Annotated in this window: 4 protein-coding genes; 2 read left to right on the top strand and 2 right to left on the bottom strand. The window is 69.4% G+C overall.

Annotated elements, in window-relative coordinates:
• The first annotated feature begins 192 nt into the window (after window positions 1–192).
• Together ACEN88_RS29475 and ACEN88_RS29470 are read left to right on the top strand one after the other, a co-directional pair.
• Window positions 193–390: an oxidoreductase-like domain-containing protein gene (locus tag ACEN88_RS29475; RefSeq protein WP_413345408.1), complete on the top strand. Its 198-nt coding sequence runs from the start codon at window positions 193–195 to the stop codon at window positions 388–390.
• Window positions 387–902, top strand: coding sequence for an arsinothricin resistance N-acetyltransferase ArsN1 family B (locus ACEN88_RS29470; RefSeq protein ID WP_413345406.1), 516 nt, complete (start codon window positions 387–389; stop codon window positions 900–902). The genes ACEN88_RS29475 and ACEN88_RS29470 overlap by 4 nt, the downstream gene beginning before the upstream one ends.
• Here the strand turns inward: ACEN88_RS29470 and ACEN88_RS29465 are convergent.
• Window positions 899–1,216 (bottom strand): ArsR/SmtB family transcription factor, encoded by a 318-nt coding sequence (locus ACEN88_RS29465; RefSeq protein WP_413345404.1) that lies wholly within the window; start codon window positions 1,214–1,216, stop codon window positions 899–901. The two genes, ACEN88_RS29470 and ACEN88_RS29465, sit on opposite strands and share 4 nt — an antisense overlap.
• 35 nt (window positions 1,217–1,251) lie before the next feature.
• Window positions 1,252–2,374, bottom strand: a 1,123-nt coding sequence (locus ACEN88_RS29460) for an MFS transporter (RefSeq protein WP_413345402.1), incomplete at its 5' end; no start/stop codon positions are given.

Raw genomic sequence — 2,374 nt, 5'->3', positions numbered from 1 at the left:
CGGCCGAGGCGCACGCGGCCTGCGCCGGCAAACCGGCCGGCAGCGCCCTCACATGGGACCTGGGCGGGGGCGAAGTGATGAAAGGCGTCTGCACGAAGCGCAACGGCAAGACGGTGTTCGTGCTGCGCAGCTATGAGCTGAACGGATAGGCCTACTCGACGCGCGGGGCGCGTTTGCGGTATGCTGCCCCGCATGTCCGATCCCGTCACACCCCTGCCCGACCCGCGGCCGCTGCCGCCCATCGAACCCGCGCTGGAAGATTGCTGCGGCTCCGGCTGCCCGAACTGCATCTTCGACGTCTACCAGATGCTGCTTGCCAATTACAAGGAAGCGCTGGCGGCGTGGGAGGCGCGTCGTCCGGACCTTGCCGGGCAGGAGCCGCAAGCATGACGGCCACCCGCATCCGCCCCGCCACGCCCGCCGACGCCGCCCGCATCTGCGCCATCTACAACCACTATGTCACGACGACGACGGTCAGTTTCGAGGAAGACGCGGTGAGCGAACCGGAGATGGCCCAGCGCATCGCCGACGTCGGCGCCGCCGGCCTGCCGTGGCTCGTGCTGGAAGTCGACGGCACGCTCGCCGGGTATGCGTACGCGACGAAGTGGCGCGTGCGGCCGGCCTATCGCCATTCGGTCGAGAGCACCGTCTACCTGGACAAGGATTGCACCGGCCGGGGGCTGGGGCGGGTCCTGTACGGCGCGCTGCTGGACGAGTTGCGCAAGCGCGAACTGCGCCTGGTGATCGGCGGCATCGCCCAGCCGAACGCCGGCAGCGTCGGCCTGCACGAAGCGCTGGGCTTCCGCAAGGTGGCCCACTTCTCGGAAGTCGGCATGAAGTTCGGCCGCTGGGTCGACGTGGGTTATTGGGAACTGAACCTGGCCAGGGACGGACAGGGTTAAAGTGCCCCGATCGCCTGCTTGAGCTGCTGCAGCCGGTCCCGGTTGACGCAATAGCAGACCCGTTGCACGTCCGCCGAGCCTTCGATCAGGCCGGCCTCCTTCAGGATCGTGACATGCTGCGAGATCGTCGACGGCGCCAGCGGCAACACGTCGGCCAGGTTCCCGAAATAGCACTCGCCGTGATCGATCAGGTGCCGCAGCAGCTGGACGCGCGCGGGATGCGACAGCGCCTTGCACATGCGCGCGAGGTCGTCGGCATCGAATTCCGTCGTACGGGCGCGAGCGGTCGCCGGGGGGCAGCAGGACTTGGACATGGTGCGTTCGTGGTTGGGCGAACGCAGGATAGACGTCAGGCGGGATGCTTGTCAAAAGTTTTGTCCGGCGCGACTGCGCGCAGGTAGAACGCGAGGGACGCGAGCGACATGGCCAGCAGCGCGGCCAGCAGCAGGGCGGGACCGTCGGCGCGGCCCAGCAGCGCGGCCGCGATCAACGGTCCCGCCGCCTTCGACAGCAATGCCGGCCCGGCCATGGCGCCCGCGATGGCGCCGTAGTGGTCGCGGCCGAACAGCGCCCGCGGCAACGATCCGCGCAGGATCGTGAGGACGCCGTTGCTCAACCCATACAGCACGCAGAACGCGGCCACCGCCCAGGCCTGCGCACCGCCCAGCGCGATGACGGCCAGGCCCGCCGGCAGCAGCGCGAACGTCACCTTGCCGACCGTTTGCGGTGCCGTGTGCCGCGCGAACGCCATCTCGCCCACGCGTCCGGCCACCTGCATCGGACCGATCAGCGCGGCCAGCAGCACCGCAGTCTCCCTCGCCTGGCCAAGACGTTCGAACAGCGTAATCAGGTGGACCGCCAGCGCCGAGAAGACACAGGTATTCGCCGCGAATGCCAGCGCCAGCGTCCAGAACGCGGGATGCCGCACGGCTTCCGCCAGCGTGTGTCCGCGTGCCGGACCGACGCGTGTCACTGCGGGCGCGCTGGCGCCAAGGCCCAGGTGCAGCGGCATGCACACGACGAGTTGCACGATCCCGTACGACAGGTACGTGTCGCGCCATCCATGCGACGCCTGCAGCCACGCCGTCAACGGCCAGAACAGCGTGCTGGCGAAGCCGCCGAACAGCGTCAGCGTCGACATGGCCTGCCTTGCCCCGCTATCGAGTTGCCGCTGGATCGTCGCGAACGCGGCTTCGTACAGCGTCAGCGCCATCGCCAGGCCGACCAGCGTCCAGGCGGCGTAGTACGACACCGCGCCCGTGCAGCGGCCGAGCCAGGCCAGCCCCAGGAAACACAGGAACGAGCCGCCCGCCATGATGGCGCGGCCGCCGTAACGGTCCAGCAGGATGCCGACCGGCGTGGCGGCCAGCCCGGCGACGAGCAGCGCCCACGAGAACGCGCCGAACACCACCTCCGGCGCGAGGCCGAGGTCGCGCCGGATGCCGGGCGCCAGGATGGTGAAGGCGTAATAC

Origin of the sequence: Massilia sp. CT11-108, from assembly GCF_047302915.1 — a bacterium.
GTDB classification, from domain to species: domain Bacteria; phylum Pseudomonadota; class Gammaproteobacteria; order Burkholderiales; family Burkholderiaceae_D; genus Telluria; species Telluria orientalis.
The sequence above is the reverse complement of the archived record's forward strand: the minus strand, read 5'-3'. Positions and strand labels throughout refer to the sequence as shown.